This window comes from Deefgea tanakiae, from assembly GCF_019665765.1.
Classification (GTDB): Bacteria; Pseudomonadota; Gammaproteobacteria; order Burkholderiales; family Chitinibacteraceae; genus Deefgea; species Deefgea tanakiae.
On record NZ_CP081150.1, the window covers coordinates 3,265,980 to 3,284,925 of the forward strand.

Consider the following 18,946-nt stretch of genomic DNA (forward strand, 5'->3'; position numbering starts at 1 on the left):
CTAATAATGCCACTGTAATCAGCGAGCCAATCCAACTAGTATCAAAGCCTTGTTTCAAAAAGGGATCGCCTGTGCTCAATCTTGCTTTCATTACTTATGTTTCGATCATGTCGGTTACGCCGGGACCGAATAATTTGATGCTCGCTGCATCGGGCGGTAATTTTGGCTTTCGCCGCACCATTCCGCACATGCTCGGCATCAGCATCGGTCATGCGGTGCAGGTGTTTTTGGTCGGGCTGTTTTTGGCTTGGATTATGGCGATGCTGGGTAGTGTTCGCCCGATCTTGGCGGTGCTGGGCTGCAGTTATTTGCTATGGCTATCATGGAAGATCTGGCTTTCAGCATCACCGGAGGGCAAAGCAGTTGCACGGCCGATGTCATTTATTGCCGCAGCCGCATTTCAGTGGATCAATCCCAAAGCTTGGGTGATGGTGCTCAATACGGTGATTTTATTTCTGCCTCAAGGGCAACAACATTGGCAGGCTGCCTTAGGTTTGGCACTGTTGTGCGCCTTGATTAATCTACCCTGCATCGGTGTATGGGCATGGCTGGGTGACGCATTACGCCATCATTTACTCGTACCTAGAAATCTAAAAATCTTCAACGGCATCATGGCCACGTTAATGGCGCTGACTGCGTTTTATTTGTTGTACGATGAGTTGATTGGTCTGATTTAGTGCTTAGAGTATTGGCTTGTAGTCATTGATAAATAATATCTACAGCCATATACATCAATGGGTTTGTATTTTCAGTTGTATGGACGAATTCTTTTAACGTGCGCCAATCAAAATTTGCACCGTACACACTGCTTATGGTTTGAAATAAGGTCGATTTTGGTCAAGGGGCATGCCGTATTTTTTGGCTAGTTGTTCGTAGAGACCTTGTTCACGAAAAATTTTTTAGCGCGACGTTAAAACGATCTCTTACTATGGGTTCGCGGAATTCAAGACGATAGAGGGTCGGCGGGAAAATCGCAAAAGGACATAAGGCTTGATTGCCAAGGGGATCTATTTTCTTGTGTTCATACTTAAAAATGTTGATATCACTAATCGCAACATCAAAACGCGCCGCCAATAGCATGCGGTTCATTAGTTTTTGCGGTGATAGCTCGCGGTAGTTTATTTTGTTGCTGGCAATTTTGGCAAAGTCAGCCCCTAAATATTGGCTGGCGTTGTGAAAAGCGGTTACTTGATACGGCGCGAGGGCTTTGATTGAATCAATGTGGATCTGTTTTTGGCACAATGTAATCGCCATATTTTGGTAGGCAATATAAGGCTCAGAAAGATAGTTGCCGGTATTGCTAATTACGCCATCGAGCTGCCCATCGCGAAATTCAAGCAGCGCACGTTTATTGGGTAAATATTCGATTTTAACTTTGTAGCCCGCCAGCCTGAGCGCTTGGGTGACAATATCGTATTCAATGCCGCTTTGATTGTCGGACGATACATAGGGCATTTTGGTTTCGCCCTGCGCGACGTGCAGCACGGGCGGTGCAGCCCATGCTGTGGATAAGCAGCAGAGATAGAGCAGGAAAAAGCGAGGAAATAAAGACATCGCAGCTCGCTGATGTGGTGCTAAAGAGTTAGCTTAGGCGCAATTTAATAGTGATGCACCTTAATTGATGCTGGAATTTAGATTTACTCAATGTTGTAACCACACTGAAACCGACCCTGCTGGGCAGGGAAAGCTGGCCCAGCCATCGGCGTTAGTGTGAATGGGCTCTGGGCAATGTGCAGTGAGATCGTTAAAGCGCGCTTTCGCTTGGCCGACATACATGCGTTTGTAACCAGCGAGGCCATTACTCATCACGACCGCCATCGCTTTGGGATGCTCGGTATCACCCAAGCGCGTCCAGCCGATGCAGTTGGGGAAGTCGAAATAATCGCATTGCTGGCCGTAGGCATAATGCTGGCGGGCATGCAGGAAACGGTCGATTAGAAAGCGATGGCTCGCTAGCGTGATCTCGTGGGTTTGGCCGTCTTTGCCGGTGTCGCTATAGCTGGCACCGTAATAATCGGGGTAGAAAATGCAGGGATAACCTTGTTGGCGCAGCAGGATAAACGCATACGCCAGCGGTTTAAACCACGCTTCAACAGGGGATTCCAAGGCTTGCATTGGCTGAGAGTCGTGATTGTCGACAAAGGTCACCACATGATCGGGGCGGCGTTGCTCGACATTATTAAAACCGAGTTGGCACAGGTTATAGTCCGCGCCTTGGCGGCTGGCGATGTGAAATTGGTAATGCAGTGGCACGTCAAAGGCGGCAATCCGCCCGCCGAGACGGTCAATGTAATCGACCAATTCTTGTAAATCGGGCGTCCAATATTCGCCGACGACGAATAAATCTTTGCCCGCGTGTCGTTCCATCGCATCAATCCACGTTGGGAAAAACCACGCGGCGATGTGTTTGATGGCATCGAGCCGAAAGCCATCAATACCAGTGGTATCGAGCGTCCATTTACCCCAGTTGATGACTTCGTCTTGCACTGCCGGATTTTGAAAATCCAAATCGCAACCCATTAAATAGGCGTAATTGCCCGCGTCGAGCGCAACTTCGTCGTCGAATTGTTTGCCTTCCAATAGGTAAATCGTGTCGTGCGAATTGGGATTGTTTGCGTCGTAATCGACCGCATCAAAATGCGTGTGATTCCATTGAAAGGTCGAGTACTTGCCTTGGCGGGCGGGGAAATTAAATTGCGTGTAAGCGCTGATTTCGCGCGCTTCACCTGCGGCATTGATGCGGTCATTCTGCAGAAATGGCGTAGCGCGGCAGGGTTCGGCGACGTCGCCGCCCATACGGTGATTCAGTACTGTATCGGCGTAAATCTGTAGGCCAGCGGCTTGCGCCGATTGGATTGCGGCGAGGTATTGGGCTTTGCTACCGTACTTGGTGCGAACACTGCCTTTTTGTTCAAACTCGCCTAAGTCGTACATATCGTAGACGGCGTAGCCCACGTCGCTTGCGCCATTGCAGCCTTTGTAGGCGGGCGGTAGCCAGAACGCGGTGATGCCGGCTTGCGCCAATTCGCTGGCGTTGCGGCTGACTTCATCCCACAACGTGCCATCGGCGGGGTTGTACCAATGAAAGTACTGCATCATTACGCCATTTGTTGCCGCCATGAATCAAACTCCGCCGATCTGCAAGAAAACCCATAGTACGCAATAAGCAGGCGCTGTAGATGACGAGTTGATGAAGATGGGGGCTTGAGCTGAAGTAATTAGCGTTGAAAAGCTTTTTTGAGAATCGCGTCGAGTTCGCCGTTGCGTTTCATTTGCGCCAGTCCCGCATTAAAGTGGCGCATTAGTTGCTCTGCGTTCGGATGGCGGCGACTAATTAATAAATGCATTGGTTCATCATGCACGGGTTTGGGGCTGATATTGATTTGTTGGAGCGCTTCAGCACCCAGCTGACTGCGAATAATGTGCATGCCGATGATTTCTTCACAGGGGAACGCGTCAATGCGATTGGCAAGCAATTTAGCAAAGTTTTGCACGTCGGTATTGGCTTGATCGGCAAAGAGGGTGCGATTGCTGATGAGTGTATTCCACGTTTCGCCATAGCTGTAGCCATTGGTGACGCCAACGTATTTGCCCTTTAAATCGCTGAGTTGCTGCCAGTGGATGGGGCGGTTGCGATTAAAAAACAGCATCGTTTTACTGCGATAGACGGGCTGACTTATCAGAAAGTCTTTTTGCCGATCTGCATTACTGCTCCACAATAAAGTGCCTGCCACGCGCCCAGTGCGGGCTTCTTCAAGCGAGCGCTTCCAAGGATAAAAATGGTAAGTGACGCGCACTTGTTTGAGCGCAAAAGCTCGGCTCACAATTTGGCTGCCATAACCATAGCTAGGCAAAGTTTCACCTAGCAGCGGCGGCCATTCGCCATTGGCTAGAGCGATGCTTTGTGATGCTGCATAGCTAGTGTGGCAGCAGAGCGCTAAAAATATAACCGTAGCGCGAACTAAATTGAGCATGTTTGTATTGTTGCGGTTGGGTTAGCGAGGCAGCACCAAGATGGGGATGCAGATTAGCTTCATCATATGACATCTTTGTTTCAATGCAGAGTAAATCCAAGGCGGCTTATGTAAATTGCATGGCGTTGCTTGTGATGGTATGAACAATTTGCATTGAATGTTGGCTTTATTACAGTTAATTAAATGGGGGTTATTGTTACTCTGCTGGCATAGATTTTAGGCAGAGGAACTACTTTAGTGTCGAATATTTTGATTATCAATGCGGGAAAACAGTTTGGGCATTCCAATGGTGAGCTGAATCACACGCTCAGCAATGTGGCGCACGAGACTTTGTTGAGCACTGGTCACGCAGTGAAAGTAACTGAGGTAGATCAGGGGTATGATATTGAGGCTGAGGTAAATAAATTCTTGTGGGCTGATACCATCATTTATCAAATGCCAGCTTGGTGGATGGGCGCGCCTTGGATCTTAAAAAAGTATATTGATGAAGTGTTTACTGCTGGGCATGGACGTTTGTACAGCAGTGATGGGCGCAGCCGCAGCGATGTGAATAAGAAATATGGTTCTGGTGGTTTGCTGCAAGGCAAAACCTATATGTTATCAGTCACTTGGAATGCGCCGAAAAGTGCATTTGATGCCCCCGATGATTTCTTTGGTGGCGCAGGTGTTAATCGTGTGTATTTGCCATTTCATAAAGCCAATGAATTTTTGGGCATGAGGGCATTGCCGACTTTTATCTGCAACGATGTCATCAAACAACCCGATATCGCCAGTGATATTACTCGCTATCGCCAGCATTTAGTCGCCTACCTACCTGCTGAAATCATGGTCCCCGCGTTTGAGGCGGTAGCTTAAAGATGTACATGTATCGGCTGCTGTAGCTTGGCCACTAATAACTAGCGGCCGATACATTGAGTGCTGGTGGTTTTTTAGAACTTTTCACCACGCAAAACGCGCACTTCACTGAGCCACTGCACCAGCGCATAGTTCGCGCCAAATTGTTGTTGCACAACGTTAGCCAGTTGTTCTGCTGTCGCCGTGTCGGTAATCAATTCAATTTGAATATTCTCATTGGCATCGAAATTGCCGTGTTTTTCACCGTGTGCACCATTGCCGCGCGCCGCGACGATGGTCCAGCCGCGAATTTTATTGGCTTCAAATAATTCAATTAAATCATTTTCAAGCACCGCTTCGGTCACGATGGTGAGCAAAGTACGAGTAGGGAAGTTCATCACAGCTCCTTAGGCGACGTAACGCGCAAATTGCAGATAAAGTGGAATGCCCACCAAGATATTAAACGGGAAGGTTATCCCCAGTGCGGCCCCGAGTGAGAGCGCAGGATTGGCTTCCGGCAGCGCCATGCGCATCGCGGCAGGCGCGGCGATGTAGGAGGCCGAAGCCGCTAGCACGGCCATCAAGGTGATGCCACCGAGCGACAAACCCATCATCAGGCCAAAGGCAATGCCAACCCAGCTCAACGCCAATGGCAGGCCAATACCAATCGCTAATACCAGCATACCGTGTTTGCGCAAAATCCCGAGTTTGCCCGCAACGACCAAACCCATTTCCAGCAAGAACAGCGTCAATACCGGTTTGAATAAATCAATATACAGTTTGTCCAGCGGTTGTATTCCTTCAGGACCCGCTAGTGCGCCGATTAGCAAGCCGCCCATCAGTAGCACCATACTCTTGCCAAGGAAGACTTCGTGCAGCAATTTGCCCCAGCCGTGCCCTGATTTAGCGGCGCTTGGCCCCAACCGCGCCAAGACCACGCCGACCATCAGCGCTGGCATTTCCAGCAACACTAAAAACAGCGTCGTTTGTGACTCGTAGTCAATGTTTTGCCGACCTAAAAATGCCACGCCGACCGCATAAGTGACCACTGAAACCGAGCCATAATGCGCCACCATACTGGCCGCATCGACTTGGCTGAGCTTGAGCCGCAGCAATGGATAAATTAGTAGTGGAATCAACGCGCCCATCACCAGTACCAGTGCTGCTTGCGGCAGTATCGTGAGAATGGGTTGCTTGGCGAGAATCAAGCCGCCTTTAATCCCGATGGCGAGTAATAAAAACACCGATAGCGTTTCGTATAAAGCGCTGGGTAATTTAAGGTCGGATTTAGCGCAGCCTGCGGCTAAACCTAGTAAGAAAAACAGCACCACTGGATCGATTTGCATGTAGGAATCTTTCTTGTCTATTCGTTATGTTTTCGAATTTACTACAGATTTTAAAAATTAAAAACATATAAAAACAAAGGTTTTTGTACGAAATGTATGTAGTCAAACTACGTAACAGAGGTTGGGCTGCATGTGTATTCTTACGGCTTATCGTGCCCGAGTGAAGGTAGGAATGTGTTCGCCACAAATTTTGCCTACCAGTCTGCGAAACCTGGCGCGCTTGAGGGCGCTTTAAGACTTTTGGGTTTTTAGTATGGGTGGCGGCAATTTACCCCATTTTTTGAGACATCGGAACTGCGCTTTTACCGAACAGGTGGGAACGTCATCAAACCGCATGTCTAGTGTGAAACGTCAGGCAGCTAGTCCCTGTCGTCGCTCTGCACATTCATAATTTAGATATCTAAATTATTTCGTGGCGGGCTCTGGCGTTGATCGTGGCATTTCGTTCAAGCCCATGCCGTATTGAGTTCTGATCTTTTCGAGCACTCCGCGTTTTTCTAAGCGCGCCATGGCGGCGTTGAGGGCATTGAGGTCGGCTTCGGTGGTGCTTTTTTTGTTGAGCATCAGTCGCACATTATCGTTAAGGACTAATTTGGGTAAGGCGGCCAGTGGCAGCTTTTTCAGTTTGGCCTCATAGACCAAGGCGCCGGTATCGCCCATGACTAATTCGGCACGATTGACTTCAAACATCTTGATCGCTTGGGCGAATGTTTCAAACGGCGATAATAAATTCGCTTCATTGAGCCAGAAATAATGGCTCTTGTAGTCGTCCCCGTACCAACCGGCATTTGGCGCGAGTAAGGTAATGCGTTGCTTTAAGATAGAGCCGAAGCTATCGATCGATTGATATTTTTCTAGTTTTTTGGGAGAAGTAAATAAACTAACTGATTCATTTCGGTAGGGGCTGCTGAAATAACTAAATGCTTCCCGCTCTGGCGTTTTTGATGCCGCGAGCATTACATCAATTTCACCTTTGCTAAACATATACTGCCGCCGTTTACGCGGTACTTCCGCGCCGATCTCTAAAATGCAGCCGGCTTCTTTGAAAATTGCCTTGGCGATTTCAATATCCAGTCCTGCTGCTTGGTTTTTCGCATCGGTGTAGATATAAGGTGGCCATTGCTCGATGGTCATTTTCATCGGTTTACTGCAACCGAGTGCCGGAACGCTAATCAGCGTGGCAGCGAAAATGCAGCAACTAAAATCGCTTTTGCGCATGGCGGTCATCTTTATAGTGATCGAGAACATCTTTCACTATTGCTGCTCTACTCGCAATTGCCAACACTAAAATACAGTTTATGGTGTCAAGATAGGCCGCAATAAAAAATACCCCAGCATTGTTCTGGGGTATTTTAATGTAGGCATTAATAAATAATGCTTAGCCGGCAATACTACTGGGCAATCATCTGCTCTGCTTGAATTGCTGTCAGCGCAATCGTGAACACAATATCGTCGACCAAAGCGCCACGTGATAAGTCATTTACAGGTTTGCGCAAGCCCTGCAACATTGGACCCACGCTGACCACATCGGCGCTGCGCTGCACGGCTTTGTAGGTGGTGTTGCCCGTATTCAAATCGGGGAACACAAACACCGTCGCTTGGCCGGCCACTAGACTGCCCGGTGCTTTTTGTTGGCCGACTTCGAGTACTGATGCCGCATCGTATTGCAGTGGGCCATCAATCATCAATTGCGGATGACGTGCTCTGGCGATTTCAGTCGCGCTGCGCACTTTATCTACGTCGACGCCGGTACCTGATTGCCCCGTTGAGTAGCTAATCATCGCTACTTTCGGCTCGATACCAAAGGCACGCGCGGAGTACGCACTTTGCGCCGCGATTTCAGCCAGTTGTTCGGCATCAGGGTTAGGATTGACCGCGCAATCGCCGTAGACCAAAACTTGTTCGGGCATCAGCATGAAGAATACCGATGACACAATCGATGAGCCAGGTGCAGTTTTGATCAATTGCAAAGCTGGGCGAATCGTATTGGCCGTGGTGTGAATTGCGCCGGAAACGAGGCCGTCGACTTCATCAATCGCCAACATCATTGTGCCAAGCACGACATTGTCTTCGAGTTGGCGTAGCGCTTGGATCTCGGTTAGGCCTTTCGATTTACGCAATTCAACCATCGGCGGCACGTATTGAGCGCGGATGTCATCTGGGTCGAGAATTTCGAGTGATGCTGGAATGACCAAACCTTGCGTCGCAGCAATCCCTTCGATCACCGCACGTTTGCCAAGCAAGACGCAGCGGGCGATGCCTTTTTCTTCACATGCAATTGCCGCGCTGATGGTACGTGGCTCTTCGCCTTCGGGCAGCACAATGCGTTTATTGGCATTACGTGCTTTTTGAATCAGTTGATAGCGGAAGGCCGGAGGGCTCAAGTGATGAACCAGTTTTGTGTTTACGCCGACTTTAAGCGCTTCGCTATTGAGTTGTTCGGCCACCGAATTCATTACGCGTGTCATGCGGTCTTTATCATCTGCCGGTACTGCGGTTGGTACCGTACTAATTGCCAAGGCAGTACCAAAGCTATCACCTTCGGTGCGTAGCACTGGGATGCCGGTGTGGAAGGCCATTTCAGTAAATGCGCGCACGGTTTCATTGAGTTCGGTATTGTGTGTGAGCACCAAGCCTGCCAGTTGTACGCCATTGCTGGCGGCGAGCGCTGTTGCCAAAATCACATCGTCGCGGTCGCCCGAGCTGACAATCAGCGCACCGGCTTTCAAGCGGCGAATCACTTCGGGTACGGCACGTGCCGCGACCACTGTTTCTGTGACGCGGCGCTTGGTTAGCTCGCCTTTGATGATGATCTCAGCATTTAAATGCATGGCGACATCGAGGGTGCGTGGGGCGAGTAGTTTGGGATCAAATTGCACGACACCCCAGATTTTTAGCTCGCCTATTTCGGCTTGCATTGCCGATAAATCAAAGTCAACGGCGGCCTTATTGAAAATCACGCCACCAACGGTCACGCCTTCATTTCGAAATTGGCGCTCAGTCACGCGAATTTCTTCGGCGGCGGTTTTCGCACTCGCATCAGTAACGATAATCACCGTGGCTTGCAGGCCGAGCGCCATTTCGGTATTCAGTTGTGTGGTAAATGGATTGCTCGGGTCAGGATGCAGACCTTCCACCACCAATACATCGGCATCTTTACCTGCCGACATACTCATCGTGATGATTTCTTCGAGTAGGTCGTCGGTTTCATCAATCGAGACTTGTTCAATCGCGTAGTTGGCTGGTAGCGCATCAGGGACATCAAGCTGGCAAATTTGTCGCGCAAAATGCGTAGAGCGTTCAATTTCACACGCCGATTGGTCTTGCGCAACGGGTTTGACAAAACCGACCTTCAAGCCTTGGTTTTGTAGGCAACGCACGACACCGAGCGTGACCGAAGTAAGACCGACATTGAGCCGCGTAGGGGCAATAAAAAATGTTTGCATGAATTTAAACCTACTATTGAGGTGCTCGAACTGTGAGCAATAACGAGACTATAACTTGGCTGAGGTTTTCTTTATATGACACAGCTCTAAGTTTGCCGCTTTTTTTCGCGGTATTTTTCCCTGTTTTTGGGGACTTAACTGCGGTTTAATGGCTGTTCGCTGAAATACACTCTTGGATTGCTAATTTAATTGGGCAGCGGGCAAAATGCTGGAATAAGATGAAAACCTGATTTTGGAGAAGGCAATGCAGACCCAGCGGATTGAAATCAAACAGCATGGTGGTGTCGAGGAAATGGCGCTGGTGACTCGCAAGTTACCCGATTTAGGCGCGGGTGAAGTCTTGCTCAAGCACTTGGCGATGGGTGTCAATTTCATCGATACCTATCATCGCAGTGGGCTCTATCCTTTGACGATGCCTTCGGGTTTAGGCCTAGAAGCCTGCGGCGTGATTGAGGCAATTGGACACGGTATTCATGACCTACAAGTCGGTGATCGCGTCGCGTATGCTGGCGGGGCTGTGGGTGCGTATGCTACCTACCGTATCATGCCTGCTGATAAGCTGGTGCTGGTTCCTGAGGCAATACCTGATGCAGTTGCTGCTGGAACCTTGCTACGCGGTATGACCGCGCAGTACCTATTAAAACGCACTTTTCCAGTTCAAGCTGGGCAAACGATTTTGTTTCATGCCGCCGCCGGAGGCGTGGGGCAAATTGCTTGCCAGTGGGCGCAAGCAATGGGGGTGAGGGTCATTGGTACGGTGGGGTCAAAAGAGAAAGCGGGGCAAGCCAGCGCCTATTGCGATCATGTCATCAATTACCACGACCCCGATTGGGTGGCGCAAGTGCGCGAACTCACCGCTGGCGAGGGTGTTCCTGTGGTTTACGATGGGGTGGGCGAGGCGACGTTTGCCGCTTCGCTCGATTGCTTGGCGGTGCGCGGCATGTTGGTGAGTTTTGGCAATGCATCAGGGGCGGTTTCAAACTTTAATCTGGGCTTGTTAGCGCAACAAGGATCGCTATTTTTGACGCGGCCGACTTTGGCGCATTACACCCGCAATCGTGCTGAATTGGTTGAAACGGCGCAAGATTATTTTGCTGCGCTGGCCAAGTCATGGATTGTGCCGCAAATCGGTCAAAGCTACGCAATGGTTGATGTGCAGCAAGCGCATTTGGATTTAGCGGCACGGCGCACGACGGGCTCGACTATATTATTTCCATGACGACATTGATCTATTTACATGGCTTTTTATCGAGCCCGCTGTCGCAAAAGGCGCAAGAAACGACCGCATGGATGGCCGAGCAAGGATTAGCGGCGCATTATCTTTGCCCTAGCATTCCGATGGAGCCACAAGCGGCGGCGGCGATGCTGACCGAACTTCTGCAGCCATTACAGGGCGATTTTTGTTTGGTTGGTAGCTCGCTTGGTGGTTTCTTTGCCACGTGGGCGGTGGAGCAATTTGGCGGCAGAGCGGTATTGATTAATCCTGCCGTGCGCCCGTATACGCTGATTAATCAGTATTTGGGCGAGCAAGAAAATTACCAAACGGGCGAGATTCATTTTATAGATGCTGGTTTTGCTGATAAGCTTTGTCAGCTTGAGGCTAGGCCGACCGATTTGAGTCGTTACTGGCTGCTGGCGCAAACTGAAGATGAAGTGCTCGATTATCGAGATGCCGTGGCTTGGTATGCGGGTTGCCAACAAACGATTTTACCCGGTGGCGACCATAGTTTCATTGGCTATCCAGAATGGCTGGCGTCCATTTGGGCTTTTGCATGTTCTAGTAAGTTAAAATCATCAGAATAAGAGGAAAGGCATGTCGACTCCGCAAAGTGGTATTTTGCCCGCAGCTTCAAGTCATGGTTTATTTTTGTTATTTCGCCGCCGTTTAGGGCGCCGAGCGGATGCAGAGTTGAAAGCCTTCTTTGCCAAATTGCCCCATAAAGCGGATGAATTGGCCACAGCAAATCCGGATGCAAAATTTTATGCGGTTGTCGGTTTCGGCGCGGAGGTCTGGCCCGAATTTTATGCGGGAGAAAAGCCGACTCTATTGCGTAGTTTTCCGCGTATTCCGGGCGCTATCCACCCTGCGCCAGCCACTTCGGCCGATGTGATTTTGCATTTGCGGGCCGAGCGCTACGATTTACTGCATGAATTTGCCGATCAAATCGTGCAGGCTAGTAGCCACTGTTTGGACGTGATCGAAACCACGCATGGTTTCCGCTATCGGGATTGCCGAGATTTAACCGGCTTTGTCGATGGCACAGAGAATCCAGAAGATGAAGATCGCGCCAAAGTCGCTTTGGTCGGGAACGAGGATGCCACGTGGGCTGGTGGTAGTTATTTACACGTGCAGCGCTACGTTCATCGGATGGAAATCTGGAATAAATTGCCAGTGAAGCAGCAAGAAGCGGTGATTGGTCGCACCAAAGAAAGCAATGAAGAGTTGTCCGATGAAGACAAACCACTGACTGCGCATATTAGCCGCGTGGTGATCGAAGAAAACGAGCAAGAGCTAGAAATCTTGCGCCAGTCCTTGCCGTATGGCACGCCGGGCGGCGATCAAGGTTTGTACTTTACGTCTTACTGTAAAACGCCGGTAAATTTCGAAAAAATGCTCGCCAAAATGATTTCGCCAACTTCGGATGGCCGCGTCGACCATTTGCTTAACTTCAGCCGTGCCGTCAGCGGAGCTGCATTTTTTGTCCCTAGTCGAGAGGCTTTGGCTCGATTGGCCAAATAATTTAGAGCCCCATTAATTGCAAAAGCCGTTCAGTTGGAAGACTGAACGGCTTTTTGTTTAGTATTTGCTTTTGGGTATTAATTGCTAATGCCTAGAGGCGTATACCCTGTTTTTTTATTTTGTCTCTGCAAACAAACGCTCAGCGTAAACCGCTTCGGGGAATACGCTTCGCCACCATAAGTCTTTCGTGTAAAACCCTTCGTTCTTGGCGCAGCGCTCGGCGACGGCATTGTAAAACGGGTCGGTATTTTCGCTCAAACGTGCTAGCTCAGCGGGTAAGCAAAATAGCGGTCGACTTTGTAATTTATCGGCTAACACTTGTGCTTGTTCTGGGTCGCGACTGCCTTTGATAAACAGAGGCACATCACCGCGAATTCGCGTTTGTTCTTGGTTCAGAATGTTTTTAAACTGCAAGTTTTTTGGATCGCGATTACTGAAAAAGCTCGCATCGAAAATGCCACGCTCATAAAACTCTTGATTCAGCCCCGGCTTGTGGTCTCCAAAAATAACAATAATCACATCTCGTTTGCGCGCTTTGGCGCTGGCTTCGATTTGCTGGGTAAAGGTTTTAAACTCGTCGATAGCCTGCCCAAGGCGGGCTTGGTATTGTGTAATCCCAGAGTCATTTTCTTTGATAAATGGCCCATGCGTATTCACTGTGACCAAAAACATAAATTGCTTTTTACCCGCTGGCGCAACCTTGTAATGCGCGAGTGCTTGGTTATACAATGAAAAATCTTTTGGCCAACCGTCTTTACGTTTCCAGTACATTTGATCGACAAAGGCGATGCGCTGAAAACCCATTTTGGGATACACCGTTTGTCGCTTCCAGAACGTGCCAAAATAATTATGCATGCCGATCGTGGTGTAGCCTACATCGGCCAGTGCATGCGGTAGCGCACTGATTTTGTCGCTGAACTGCCCTGCAAAATTCTGAAAATCGATGCCGGGCAAGGTGTAAGCCGAAAGACCGGTGAGCGCTTCAAATTCGGCCTCGGCCGTACCGCCGCCATACACAGGGCTAATCACACGTGCTTCGCTAAAACCCGCTTGAGTCAGTTCGGCCATTTTGGTCGGTAAGCGCGCATCGGTATAACAGGATTCGCACATCACCACGACGATGTCGGGGCTGCTCGGGTTTTCTGCCGCAGCTAGCGCTTGCGTATAAAATTGGTGTTGCCCCGCTTTGGGTTTGTGCGCCGTTTCGGCGGTGAGCATTAAATGCCCCAAGATGCCATTTTGCCGCGCATTGACGCGAAAATTGTAATTGGAATAGTTGCTGCCTAAATATTGCGCCATCAGTGGTTGCGCGTAGGCCGACATTTTTCCCGTACTATCCAGCTGCATCCCCACTAAAACACACAAGATGAGCGCCAAGCCAACTCGGCGTTTGCTAAAACTAGGGTGCCGCCATAGGCCATACGCGAGCGCTGCCAGCAAAATCAGCGCATACGCCCAAATATGCCAATCCATATAGCCGGTGAGCGCCATGCCTTGGCCCACTTCAAATAAATCAGCACCGAGTAAAGGCTCGCTGGTTGCGACTTCTTTTATATAAGAAATATTCAGCAACAGCCCTTCAAGCGCCAAAGTGGCGACTACCGCAGCCCAGCGCTGCAAAAAAGCGGCGAAGAAGAAATACAGCAGCAGTGAAAAGCCGACGCGAGGCATATTCCATTGCGTATCCACCCAGATACGCCCTGCAATCAGCGCCAAAATAGGCAATGCAATTGGTATGCAGCGTTGTGCGAGCGGGCTGGAGAAAAAAGCGGGTAGTTTCACTAGCAAACAATCATGACGAAATAAAGTCGGAATTATAAAGCTTTGATGAATTTTTGTAGTTGTGAAATAAGACCGACTGATTAAAGGCATTGGCTTGTTGCGCTGCTACCGGTGAGAATCTGCATCAGTAAGTATTAGTACTTACTGATGCAGATTTGCTTACAAGCTATAATCAATCTGAGTTATTTCCTTTCAGATCAATGAATTGACCGCGCAACGTTCAATTTTTCAAGTTAAGAACGAATTTCACTTCCTTCCATCTGCTCTAGAGTGCCTTGTGAGTGGTTTTCGAATTGATCGACACAATTCGGTCTATGTTGAAGTACGTTGACCTTCTCTAGCGTTCCTTTGGAGTGGCGCATGTTGTTTCGGCCAAGCAGCCATTTATCTCGCGGTTTTACTTTAATCGAGGCCATGATTGTGGTCGTGATTTTAGGGATATTGCTGGCCATCGCCTTGCCGTCTTTTACGCAAATGATCGCGAAAAAAAATACCATTAGCGCCGCAGAAGCAGTGCTGTCGGCCATCAATTTGGCGCGCAGTGAAGCGATCCGTTCAAACCGAAATTCTTATATGGTGGTCGATAGCGGTACAGCATGGTGTGTGGGGGTTGGGCGCACTAAAGGTACGCCGAGCAGCCCATGCAGTTGTCAACCGGGCGCAACGACGGTGTGCGATTTGGCCAATTACACTGTAGCTGATGGGAAAAGGACCACCTTGGCGAACACCGGCTTTGATGCGATTCAATTTGACACGGTACGTGGTTTTCCTTTGAGTAAAACGTCAACGGTGTTGACGAGCAATCAGGTCATTACATTAACTAGCCAAAACAATAGTCAAATGGCGATTACCGTTACCTTAAATCCAGTGGGGCGCGTTAAATCCTGCGGCAAAACGGCAATGGCGGGGTTTCCAGCATGCCCATAGTTCATTCAATGCGCCGAGCACGTGGTTTTAATTTGATTGAGCTGATGGTCGCGATGACCATTGGGATTTTTTTACTACTCGGCGCGAGTACATTTTTCGTCAATATGCTGAAAAGTACCGGTGACAATCTCACTCGCAATAAATTGGATGCGGAATTGCGCCTTGCGCTGCAATTTATTAGTAATGATGTCAAACGCGCTGGTTATTACCAAGGTAAGCCTTCTTTAGATACTGCCGATCTAGCTGCGCTGACTGCGGCGAGCATTACGGGTAATGGAATCAATGTGGTGAACGCCTCGGTGAATCCAGATACGTTTTTGCGTATGTATCGGCCCAGTGTAACGCCTGCGGGTAGCTGTCTATTGTATGGCTATAACCGTAATGGCAATTTGATCGGGGGTAATCGGGTCGATCAGTATGACGATGGTGAGTTAACGGGCATTCGCTTGAGTAATGGGGTGTTGCAAGTCAGAACTTCATGCGCAGCTTGTGCGTATACCAGTTGTTCGGCTGGGACTTGGAGTGATCTTACAGATAGTGCCTTGATTGAAATTACGGCGCTGAGCTTTAGCAATGGCGATGTGGTGTGTAACGGTTCGACTCCACCTGCGGCTCAATGTCCGTGGCCAAGTGGCTCGCCCTTATTGTCATTGAACGTCACCATCAGTGGACGTTTAAAAACAAAACCGACCGAAGTGAGGCAACTATTCACTCAAGTTTGGTTAGAAAACCAAGTCATTGCGTTTCCATGAGGTCGATGATGCGAAAAGCTGAGCAAGGCATGGCGACCTTATTTACCAGCATTATGATTCTAGTGCTGCTGACGGGCATTTTGGGCTATCTCAATCGTGGCTTATTTATTGAGCAAAAGTCGATTTCTAATCAAACTTGGAATCTACAAGCTAAACAAGCTGCCGAGGCGGGTATTGGCTATTTCATTGCGAATATTCAGCGCGATAAGACGGTCTATCTCGACAGTAGCAATGTCATGTTGGCTGCTCAACAATCGGCAATTGATGGTAAAGGCAATTTGGTATTTGCAGAAAATAAGGTCATCGGTAGTTTGACTGCATTGGGTCGAGCCAGCGCATTTTATTTTCAGGTTCGTCAAATCGATAGTAAAACGCTCAGAATCGCCAGCACCGGTTTTGCCGATTGCAGCTCACCGAGTGGTACGTTTGCGAATTGGTCGAATACTTGCTCAGCCAGAGTGGTTATTACGCAGGATTTGAATCTTGCCGCGGTGGGGCTGGAAAATTCTTTGACGGTGAAAGGGCGTGTCGACGTTTGGGGGGCGGTCGATGTCAGTATGCGCTCTGATGCGCCGCTTAAAGGCGTTACGCTGAATACGGGTGGCACGGCCACTGGTGCTCCAGCGCAATTTCGCAATGAAAAACAAGGCTGGGCAGATGATAGTAAAAAAAGTGATAGTACTTTGGCCAGCACGAGTAATGGCGATTTGTTTTACAGTGTGTTTGGTCAACAGCCCAGTCAATATCTAGATACCAGCAAATTCACCCGTTATCAAACCTCGGGCGGTCAAACGACGGCCGCTTACGACAACAGTACCTATCGCCGACTGAGCGTGGCGGAGTTTAATGCGGAATGCCAAAATAAAAATAGTGAGTTAAGACGGCCATATCGACCTAAATCGTATACGCCAACGTATGTGGCGGGGCCGGATGCGAGCTTTAGCAAAACCCCGCGGGGTGCGGTGTATTGGATCGACCCTTCGCTGGATGTCGGTTCCGGTGGTCAGATCAATCTAATGGCAGGGCAAAATTGTGTTGCTGGTTATAGTCAGACTCTAACAGCCGATAATGGGACTGATGCCTTGCCCGGTTCTCCGGGAACACCTGTCCCTGCTTTATCCAGTTCTGATTTTATTCCCTTGGCGGCAGGAGATCCCGCGATTGGCAATGCGACTTTGGCGGCGGGTTATTCCTACAATCGAGGTGTAACATTGATTTTTGGCGGCAATGTCATCTTGCCATCGAAGTCTCGTTTGTTAACCTATGGTGCAACTTATGTGCGTGGGAATTTGAATTTTACTGGGGCGATGCAAATTAATGGGGCGGGGATTGTCGAGGGAGATTTAATCGGCAATGGCTCTTTTGCGACGAAAACTGAATTGCGTCATTTGCAAGGTTTGAATATTTTGTCGAATTTCTCGGTATCCAGACAAGCGGGGCGTTGGCGTGATTATGTCCAATAAGCCGAGCTATCGATCGCAAATTGGCGTGGGTTTAATTGAAGTACTGATTTCGCTGCTGATTTTGGCGGGCGGTTTTCTGGCGCTTACTCGGTTTCAAGCGCAATTAACTCAGAATCAAGCGATTGCAATGCAGCGCGCCGAGGCCACTTTAATTGCCGACCAATTTATGAGCCAATTAGTGGGGGTGTTAAACGGTAAAGTCTCGGTGCCAACCTCGAGTACGACTGGGCGAGTGAATGGCATCAATGCCACGTATGAGATTCATTGGCTGACAGTGACCAAATCCAGTGCCAGCCCAAGCACCTTCAACAACAATACCAATTGCGCTTCGTCGTGCGATGTTTTGCGAGTGGATGTGGTGGTCTATTGGAATGATGCTGCTGGCGGCAGAAATAATGTGAGTTTGAGTCGTTTATTGTCAATGCGATAGTGATTTTCTTGGTATTGCCATCCACCCTTTGTTTTATAATGGATGTATGGCAATACATCTAGATTAAAATAATTGATGTACTTGTATCGCTTGTTTTTCGCTGGCCTGCCAAGCTTGCCAAAGCCGTACAATGTGATTGATTCGCTGTTGCAATAAGGACTGATCCAAAAAACCAGACTCTTGATTGTGGCTAATGAGTGCATCACGCCAATTGAGAACTTCATCCTCGCTCAATGCCCAAGCACCATCCAGATCGGTGATATTCCATAGCCAATACGGCGATAATAATCCATGCGTCTGCAAAAGTTCGGGCGTCACGAAGAGGCCAAGGTGCTGCAACTGATCTTGCCAAATTTTGCGCACATGCTGATTGGCGTGTTCACGCTGAATGCCACTGCTGCGCTGATGCTGGTGCTGGCGATAACGCACGAGCGGAACGCCTAAATTGGCGAGTTGCCCATATTGGCCTAGCCGAGTCAGAAAATCCCAATCCTGCGCCATATCCATTTTGGGTGTGAATAACACGCCGCTGGCTTGCCACAATTGGCGATTGATCATTAGCGCGGGCATGGCCATGGCGCAATAAAACAAGTTGTCGACGCTGATTTCGGCATGGATCAACGGGAAAAGCCGTACTGACACGAGTGGATTACTATCGTTAAATACATGCATATCACCCGCCACCGCGATGACCGTTGGATGCTGAATGAGGAATTGCGCAGACTGCACAAATCGTTGCGGCAGGCTGATGTCGTCGGCATCGTGAAATGCAATCCAATCGCCTGTTGCCGCAGCTAAGCCTGCATTTCTTGCGCACGACACGCCTTGGTTTTCTGGTAGCTCAATGAGCTGGGTTGCGCCTCGCGTAAAATTAGCGCTAAACGCTGCGATTTCATCCTGCCCAGAATAACGGCCACCATCATTGATCAGGATAACTTCAATCTGCGTAAAGCCGGTGTGGTCGGCAGTGCGTAGTCCATCGAGCATGGCCGTGAAGTGTGCTGGATGAGGATTGAAAAAAGGAATGATGATGCTGAGCTTCATGAGTTCGCAGTGCCTGAGTAGATAGCCAGAGTGTTGAGTTTACCTGCCTAGCTTGGCTTTGCATGCAATTGATGCCTGTGCCGTGGCAAATTGCAGTCGAGTTGTCACGATTGTTTCATCGATTCTGCATGAATTTGCAACGCCTTCAGCGTATGCTGAGCACTGATATTAAGTGAAGGTCTTCCCCTCGCGCTTTGGGTTTTGTCTA

Annotated in this window: 18 protein-coding genes; 9 read left to right on the top strand and 9 right to left on the bottom strand. The window is 49.2% G+C overall.

Translation table 11 applies throughout. The features are described from left to right. Window positions 1-71 precede the first annotated feature (71 nt). Window positions 72-677 (top strand): LysE family translocator, encoded by a 606-nt coding sequence (locus K4H28_RS15270; protein WP_221005996.1) that lies wholly within the window; start codon window positions 72-74, stop codon window positions 675-677. A gap of 208 nt (window positions 678-885) precedes the next feature. Here K4H28_RS15270 and K4H28_RS15275 read toward each other — a convergent pair whose 3' ends face one another. From K4H28_RS15275 to K4H28_RS15285, 3 genes are all read right to left on the bottom strand, one after another. Beyond that, window positions 886-1,554, bottom strand: a complete 669-nt coding sequence (locus K4H28_RS15275; protein WP_221005997.1) for a transporter substrate-binding domain-containing protein — start codon at window positions 1,552-1,554, stop codon at window positions 886-888. Between the two features lie 87 nt (window positions 1,555-1,641). Continuing rightward, window positions 1,642-3,120 carry an alpha-amylase gene (locus K4H28_RS15280; RefSeq protein WP_221005998.1) on the bottom strand — a complete coding sequence of 493 codons (1,479 nt, stop codon included), beginning with the start codon at window positions 3,118-3,120 and terminating at the stop codon, window positions 1,642-1,644. 98 nt (window positions 3,121-3,218) lie between these two features. Beyond that, window positions 3,219-3,974: a substrate-binding periplasmic protein gene (locus K4H28_RS15285; RefSeq protein WP_221005999.1), complete on the bottom strand. Its 756-nt coding sequence runs from the start codon at window positions 3,972-3,974 to the stop codon at window positions 3,219-3,221. A gap of 237 nt (window positions 3,975-4,211) precedes the next feature. Here K4H28_RS15285 and K4H28_RS15290 point away from each other — a divergent pair, with 237 nt between their 5' ends. Then, window positions 4,212-4,829, top strand: a complete 618-nt coding sequence (locus K4H28_RS15290; protein WP_221006000.1) for an NAD(P)H-dependent oxidoreductase — start codon at window positions 4,212-4,214, stop codon at window positions 4,827-4,829. Between the two features lie 74 nt (window positions 4,830-4,903). Here K4H28_RS15290 and K4H28_RS15295 read toward each other — a convergent pair whose 3' ends face one another. The 4 genes from K4H28_RS15295 to pta form a co-directional block, all read right to left on the bottom strand. Next, complete coding sequence (locus K4H28_RS15295; protein ID WP_221006001.1) at window positions 4,904-5,206, bottom strand: P-II family nitrogen regulator; 303 nt, start codon at window positions 5,204-5,206, stop codon at window positions 4,904-4,906. Window positions 5,207-5,215: 9 nt separating this feature from the next. After that, window positions 5,216-6,154 carry a sodium-dependent bicarbonate transport family permease gene (locus K4H28_RS15300; RefSeq protein WP_221006002.1) on the bottom strand — a complete coding sequence of 313 codons (939 nt, stop codon included), beginning with the start codon at window positions 6,152-6,154 and terminating at the stop codon, window positions 5,216-5,218. Between the two features lie 405 nt (window positions 6,155-6,559). Next, window positions 6,560-7,372 carry a substrate-binding periplasmic protein gene (locus K4H28_RS15305; protein WP_221006003.1) on the bottom strand — a complete coding sequence of 271 codons (813 nt, stop codon included), beginning with the start codon at window positions 7,370-7,372 and terminating at the stop codon, window positions 6,560-6,562. A 173-nt stretch (window positions 7,373-7,545) separates the two neighbouring features. Continuing rightward, window positions 7,546-9,600, bottom strand: coding sequence for a phosphate acetyltransferase (gene pta / locus K4H28_RS15310; RefSeq protein ID WP_221006004.1), 2,055 nt, complete (start codon window positions 9,598-9,600; stop codon window positions 7,546-7,548). Window positions 9,601-9,844: 244 nt separating this feature from the next. Here pta and K4H28_RS15315 point away from each other — a divergent pair, with 244 nt between their 5' ends. Genes K4H28_RS15315 through K4H28_RS15325 form a run of 3 tightly spaced genes read left to right on the top strand, consistent with a single transcriptional unit; the run spans window position 9,845 to window position 12,340 of the window. After that, window positions 9,845-10,819, top strand: a complete 975-nt coding sequence (locus K4H28_RS15315; RefSeq protein WP_221006005.1) for a quinone oxidoreductase family protein — start codon at window positions 9,845-9,847, stop codon at window positions 10,817-10,819. Further along, window positions 10,816-11,403, top strand: coding sequence for a YqiA/YcfP family alpha/beta fold hydrolase (locus K4H28_RS15320; RefSeq protein WP_221006006.1), 588 nt, complete (start codon window positions 10,816-10,818; stop codon window positions 11,401-11,403). Before K4H28_RS15315 ends, K4H28_RS15320 begins: the two co-directional genes overlap by 4 nt. Window positions 11,404-11,413: 10 nt before the next feature. Continuing rightward, window positions 11,414-12,340: a Dyp-type peroxidase gene (locus K4H28_RS15325; protein WP_221006007.1), complete on the top strand. Its 927-nt coding sequence runs from the start codon at window positions 11,414-11,416 to the stop codon at window positions 12,338-12,340. A 114-nt stretch (window positions 12,341-12,454) separates the two neighbouring features. On the opposite strand, the gene K4H28_RS15330 is transcribed toward K4H28_RS15325, so the two are convergent. Further along, complete coding sequence (locus K4H28_RS15330) at window positions 12,455-14,122, bottom strand: LTA synthase family protein (RefSeq protein WP_221006008.1); 1,668 nt, start codon at window positions 14,120-14,122, stop codon at window positions 12,455-12,457. A gap of 360 nt (window positions 14,123-14,482) precedes the next feature. Here K4H28_RS15330 and K4H28_RS15335 point away from each other — a divergent pair, with 360 nt between their 5' ends. Genes K4H28_RS15335 through K4H28_RS15350 form a run of 4 tightly spaced genes read left to right on the top strand, consistent with a single transcriptional unit; the run spans window position 14,483 to window position 17,694 of the window. Further along, complete coding sequence (locus K4H28_RS15335) at window positions 14,483-15,049, top strand: GspH/FimT family pseudopilin (RefSeq protein ID WP_221006009.1); 567 nt, start codon at window positions 14,483-14,485, stop codon at window positions 15,047-15,049. Next, window positions 15,040-15,801 carry a prepilin-type N-terminal cleavage/methylation domain-containing protein gene (locus K4H28_RS15340; protein WP_221006010.1) on the top strand — a complete coding sequence of 254 codons (762 nt, stop codon included), beginning with the start codon at window positions 15,040-15,042 and terminating at the stop codon, window positions 15,799-15,801. The genes K4H28_RS15335 and K4H28_RS15340 overlap by 10 nt, the downstream gene beginning before the upstream one ends. Before the next feature lie 5 nt (window positions 15,802-15,806). Beyond that, entirely contained in the window at window positions 15,807-17,264 is a 1,458-nt protein-coding gene (locus tag K4H28_RS15345; protein WP_221006011.1) for a pilus assembly PilX N-terminal domain-containing protein, read from the top strand. Further along, the gene (locus K4H28_RS15350) at window positions 17,254-17,694 is read left to right on the top strand and encodes a type IV pilus modification PilV family protein (RefSeq protein WP_221006012.1); all 441 of its coding nucleotides are present in this window, start codon (window positions 17,254-17,256) and stop codon (window positions 17,692-17,694) included. The genes K4H28_RS15345 and K4H28_RS15350 overlap by 11 nt, the downstream gene beginning before the upstream one ends. 63 nt (window positions 17,695-17,757) lie before the next feature. Here K4H28_RS15350 and K4H28_RS15355 read toward each other — a convergent pair whose 3' ends face one another. Beyond that, window positions 17,758-18,738 (bottom strand): glycosyltransferase family 2 protein, encoded by a 981-nt coding sequence (locus K4H28_RS15355; RefSeq protein WP_221006013.1) that lies wholly within the window; start codon window positions 18,736-18,738, stop codon window positions 17,758-17,760. Window positions 18,739-18,946 lie beyond the last annotated feature (208 nt).

Coding starts and splice junctions, on each gene's coding strand:
- K4H28_RS15275 (WP_221005997.1), bottom strand. CDS start 1,554: ATGTCTTTATTTCCTCGCTTTTTCCTGCTCTATCTCTGCTGCTTATCC.
- K4H28_RS15280 (WP_221005998.1), bottom strand. CDS start 3,120: ATGGCGGCAACAAATGGCGTAATGATGCAGTACTTTCATTGGTACAAC.
- K4H28_RS15285 (WP_221005999.1), bottom strand. CDS start 3,974: ATGCTCAATTTAGTTCGCGCTACGGTTATATTTTTAGCGCTCTGCTGC.
- K4H28_RS15295 (WP_221006001.1), bottom strand. CDS start 5,206: ATGAACTTCCCTACTCGTACTTTGCTCACCATCGTGACCGAAGCGGTG.
- K4H28_RS15300 (WP_221006002.1), bottom strand. CDS start 6,154: ATGCAAATCGATCCAGTGGTGCTGTTTTTCTTACTAGGTTTAGCCGCA.
- K4H28_RS15305 (WP_221006003.1), bottom strand. CDS start 7,372: ATGCGCAAAAGCGATTTTAGTTGCTGCATTTTCGCTGCCACGCTGATT.
- pta (WP_221006004.1), bottom strand. CDS start 9,600: ATGCAAACATTTTTTATTGCCCCTACGCGGCTCAATGTCGGTCTTACT.
- K4H28_RS15315 (WP_221006005.1), top strand. CDS start 9,845: ATGCAGACCCAGCGGATTGAAATCAAACAGCATGGTGGTGTCGAGGAA.
- K4H28_RS15320 (WP_221006006.1), top strand. CDS start 10,816: ATGACGACATTGATCTATTTACATGGCTTTTTATCGAGCCCGCTGTCG.
- K4H28_RS15325 (WP_221006007.1), top strand. CDS start 11,414: ATGTCGACTCCGCAAAGTGGTATTTTGCCCGCAGCTTCAAGTCATGGT.
- K4H28_RS15335 (WP_221006009.1), top strand. CDS start 14,483: ATGTTGTTTCGGCCAAGCAGCCATTTATCTCGCGGTTTTACTTTAATC.
- K4H28_RS15340 (WP_221006010.1), top strand. CDS start 15,040: ATGCCCATAGTTCATTCAATGCGCCGAGCACGTGGTTTTAATTTGATT.
- K4H28_RS15345 (WP_221006011.1), top strand. CDS start 15,807: ATGATGCGAAAAGCTGAGCAAGGCATGGCGACCTTATTTACCAGCATT.
- K4H28_RS15350 (WP_221006012.1), top strand. CDS start 17,254: ATGTCCAATAAGCCGAGCTATCGATCGCAAATTGGCGTGGGTTTAATT.
- K4H28_RS15355 (WP_221006013.1), bottom strand. CDS start 18,738: ATGAAGCTCAGCATCATCATTCCTTTTTTCAATCCTCATCCAGCACAC.